The 3,943-nt window shown below is 74.6% G+C and carries 4 protein-coding genes; 3 read left to right on the forward strand and 1 reads right to left on the reverse strand.

Annotated elements, in window-relative coordinates; all coding sequences use genetic code 11:
* Positions 1-9: 9 nt before the first annotated feature.
* The gene (locus FOE67_RS18975; RefSeq protein WP_194444450.1) at positions 10-951 is read right to left on the reverse strand and encodes a methyltransferase domain-containing protein; all 942 of its coding nucleotides are present in this window, start codon (positions 949-951) and stop codon (positions 10-12) included.
* Positions 952-1,142: 191 nt separating this feature from the next.
* Here FOE67_RS18975 and treZ point away from each other — a divergent pair, with 191 nt between their 5' ends.
* The 3 genes from treZ to FOE67_RS18990 all read left to right on the forward strand — a co-directional run.
* Complete coding sequence (gene treZ / locus FOE67_RS18980; protein ID WP_182665900.1) at positions 1,143-2,927, forward strand: malto-oligosyltrehalose trehalohydrolase; 1,785 nt, start codon at positions 1,143-1,145, stop codon at positions 2,925-2,927.
* A 46-nt stretch (positions 2,928-2,973) separates the two neighbouring features.
* Entirely contained in the window at positions 2,974-3,558 is a 585-nt protein-coding gene (locus FOE67_RS18985) for a sugar O-acetyltransferase (protein WP_228474039.1), read from the forward strand.
* Between the two features lie 220 nt (positions 3,559-3,778).
* Positions 3,779-3,943 (forward strand): DUF397 domain-containing protein (locus tag FOE67_RS18990; protein ID WP_182665902.1); only part of this gene is annotated, 165 nt, incomplete at its 3' end.

Here is a 3,943-nt window from a genome sequence, read left to right on the forward strand (position 1 = left end):
GAGGGGGTGTCACCGCTCGCCCCGGGGGGCCGGTGCGCGGGCGGCGGGTGCGGTTCTGCGCCCGATCCCCTGGTAGAGGATCGAGGTGTCCCGGACGGGGCGCATCCGAACGGTGTCGCGCCGACCGGTCAGCCATGCCGGGAGATCGCGCACCACGGGCCGCAGTCCCCGGATGCGCAACCGCACGCCGTGCCGGGCGCACTCGCGCCCCAGTCGCTCGCGGTTGACGAACAGCGCGGGGTCGTGCACGCCCCGGGGCGCCACGCGCGGAATCCGCTCCCCGAGGTGGACGGCCACCCAGCGCGCGAGCACCGTGTCGGCGAGGGTGTCCACGACCAGGAGCCCGTCGGGCCGCAGCAACCGGCACGCCTCCGCCACCGCCCGGGGGAGGTCCGGGACGTGTTCCAGGATCTCCCCGGCCACCACGACGTCGGCGACACCGTCGGGCAGGGGCACCGCCGTCACGTCGGCCCGCACGACCCGCACGCCGTGCTCCCGGGCGACGGCCAGCGAGCGGGGGGAGAGGTCCACCCCCACGTGTCGGTACCCGTGGTGGCGGAGGTGCGGGGCCAACAGCCCCCCGCCGCACCCCAGATCGACCAGCACGGCCCCGGACCGGCGCGCGGGCGGGACGAGTTCGGCCCGGGCGACCGCCAGCCAGTGCAGCATCGCGAAATCCCCGCGCGGATCGCCCCACCGGTCGGCCAACCGCTCGTACAGGGCCGGATCGTTGGGGACCGGCTCGGGAGCCGGCGCGCGGCGCGGCAGGTCCTCCAGAACCGCCCGCAGCTCATCGGGACGCCGCGCGCCCAACACCACCTCCATGCGGCGCAGGAAGGTGTCGTGCGAGACCCGCCCCTGTGCCACGCCCTCCCGCAACAGCTCCAGCGCGTGCTCCCGTTCGGCGTCGGAGACCCGGGGCGGCGGCGGGCCGGCTTCGAGGGAATTCATGGTCCGTCATTCTCCCGGCGACCGAACCCGGTGTCCAGATCGTTGCCGGTCAGCGCGATGCGGGGCATCGCCGAACGGTTCCCGCGGATTCGGCCGATGCGGCGTTTCCCACCGACCCGGGTCCCGGTTTCCGGCCCCGCCCGGCGCGGCGGTGTGGCGCCGGGGCCGGCGCACCGCGACCATGGGTGACCATGCGGAGCGAGTGGTTCGAGGTGTGGGCACCGGAGGCGAAGCGGGTCGATCTGCACCTGCGCGACCGGCGGGTGCCGATGGCCCGGCACGATCCCGGGTCGGCCGACGGGCCGGGTGGGGGGTGGTGGCGGGTCGAGGCGCCGGCCGCGCCCGGCGACCGCTACGGCTTCTCGGTGGACGAGGGCCCGGTGCGCCCGGACCCACGGGCCCGCCGGTTGCCGGAGGGACCGGGGAGGCCGGGGGCCGTGATCGACGACCCGGCCGGGTGGGCCTGGCACCACCCGTGGGAGGGTCGGGGCCTGCCCGGCGCGGTGCTGTACGAACTGCACGTCGGGACCTTCACCGACGCCGGCACCTTCGACGCCGCGATCGAGCACCTGCCCGAACTCGCCGAACTGGGCATCACCCACGTGCAGTTGATGCCGGTGTGCTCCTTCCCCGGCCGGCACGGGTGGGGGTACGACGGGGTGGCGCCGTGGGCGGTGCACGAACCCTACGGCGGCCCCGACGGCCTGCGCCGCCTGGTGGACGCCGCCCATGGCCACGGCCTGGGCGTGGTGCTGGACGTGGTGCACAACCACCTCGGCCCGTGGGGCAACTTCCTCGCCGAGTTCGGCCCGTACTTCACCGACCGCTACCACACCCCGTGGGGGTGGGCGATCAACCTCGACGGGCCGGGTTCCGACGAGGTCCGCGACCACTTCATCGGCAGCGCGCTCGCCTTCCTGCGCGATTACCGGCTGGACGGCCTGCGGCTGGACGCCGTGCACGCCCTGGCCGACAACCGGGCCGAGCACTTCCTCGCCGAACTCTCGCGGCGGGTCGACGAGTTGTCCGCCGAGCTGGGCCGGCCGCTGTTCCTGATCGCGGAGTCCGACCGCAACGACCCCGCGACCGTCACCCCCCAGGCGGCCGGCGGACTGGGGCTGGACGGCCAGTGGAACGACGACTTCCACCACGCCCTGCACACCGCGCTGACCGGCGAGGACCAGGGGTACTACGCCGACTTCGCCCGCGCCCCGATCGCCGCGCTGGCGACCACCCTGACCGACGGCTTCCTGCACGCCGGCGGGTGGTCCTCCTTCCGGGGACGGCGCCACGGCGCCCCCCTGGACCGGGAGACGGTGCCGGGGTACCGCCTGGTGGGTTACGCGCAGACGCACGACCAGATCGGCAACCGCGCGCAGGGGGACCGCCTGGCGGCCTCCCTCACCGATCTCCAACTGGCCTGCGGGGCGGCCCTGGTGCTGTGCGGACCGATGACCCCGATGCTCTTCATGGGCGAGGAGTGGGGCGCCCGCACCCCCTGGCAGTACTTCACCGACCACCCCGACCCGGACCTGGCGGAGGCGGTGCGCACCGGCCGGCGACGGGAATTCGCCTCGCACGGCTGGACCGAGTCCGAGATCCCCGACCCGCAGGACCCCGCCACCCGGGACCGCTCCTGCCTGCGCCGTCCCGGGCGTCCGGAGGAGGAGTGGCTGCTCGGCTGGTACCGGCGGCTGCTGGCGCTGCGGCACGAGCACCTGCCGCCGGACCGGCCCTTGGCGGCGGTCTCCGTGGAGTACGACGAGGCGGCCCGGTGGCTGGTGCTGCGCAACCCGCCGTTGACCGTGGCGGTCAACCTCTCGGGGGGCGGGGTGTCCGTGCCGCTGCCGGAGAGCGGCGGGGGGACGGGGGCCCACCGGGTACTCGCCGCGACCTTCGGCGACCCGCGGATGCCGGAGCCCGGTGGGCCGTTCGCCCTGCCGCCGTGGTCGGCGGTCGTCCTGGGCACCGACTGACCGCGCACACACCGACGCCCCGGTGTCGGAGGACGGAGGGACCACCATGACGGACGCGACCGGAGCCGACCCGGACGGGCGCACACCGAAGGAGCGGATGCTCGCGGGGGATTGGTACCTCGCCGACGATCCGGAGATCGCCGCCGACCTGCTGCGCGGCGCCGAGGTGTGCGACCGGTTCAACTCCTCCCCCGCCGACGACCCCACCGGGCGGCGCGCCCTGCTCGCCGAACTCCTCGGCGGGCTGGGCGAGGGGGTGGAGATCCGGCCGCCGCTGCGGGTGGACTTCGGTCGGTACGTCACCGTCGGCCGGGGCACCTTCGTCAACTTCGGCGCCGTGTTCCTGGACGTCGCGCCGATCACCATCGGGGAGGACGTGCAGATCGGCCCCAACGTCCAACTGCTCACGCCCATCCACCCCTTGGAGGCCGAGCGCCGGCGGGCGAAGTGGGAGGCCGCCCGGCCGATCACCATCGGGGACAACGTCTGGCTGGGCGGCGGGGTCATCGTCTGCCCCGGCGTGACGATCGGGGAGAACACGGTGGTCGGCGCCGGCGCGGTCGTCACCCGCGACCTTCCGGCGAACGTCCTCGCCGTCGGCAACCCCGCCCGTGTCATCCGGGAGTTGTGACCCGCACCGACCTCATCCCACCACCCGGTTCCGGGGCGGATCGCACCGGAACCACACGGTCCTGCCGTCCATGGCCGGGGACCTGTTTCCGGACACCGAGGTGGAGGGGGGTCGCTTCGGCGCCGTGTTCGAACAGCTTCGAGCCCAAGCCCTCGGCCCGACGGACTCCTCGCGACTGCTCACGACCATCCTCGACACGGACTCTCCCCGGAGGTGACCTGTGGTCGGGACCGGTTGGCGTCGCAGCAGTTACAGCAGTGGCAACGGTCAATGCGTCGAAGTGGCGGCCCTCGCCGACTCCGACACCGTCGCGGTGCGCGACTCCAGGCACACCGGACTCCGCCCCACCCACCACAGCCACCCGGCGTGGACGGCCTTCCTCCGC

Source organism: Streptomyces calidiresistens, assembly GCF_014141525.1.
GTDB classification, from domain to species: domain Bacteria; phylum Actinomycetota; class Actinomycetes; order Streptomycetales; family Streptomycetaceae; genus Streptomyces; species Streptomyces calidiresistens.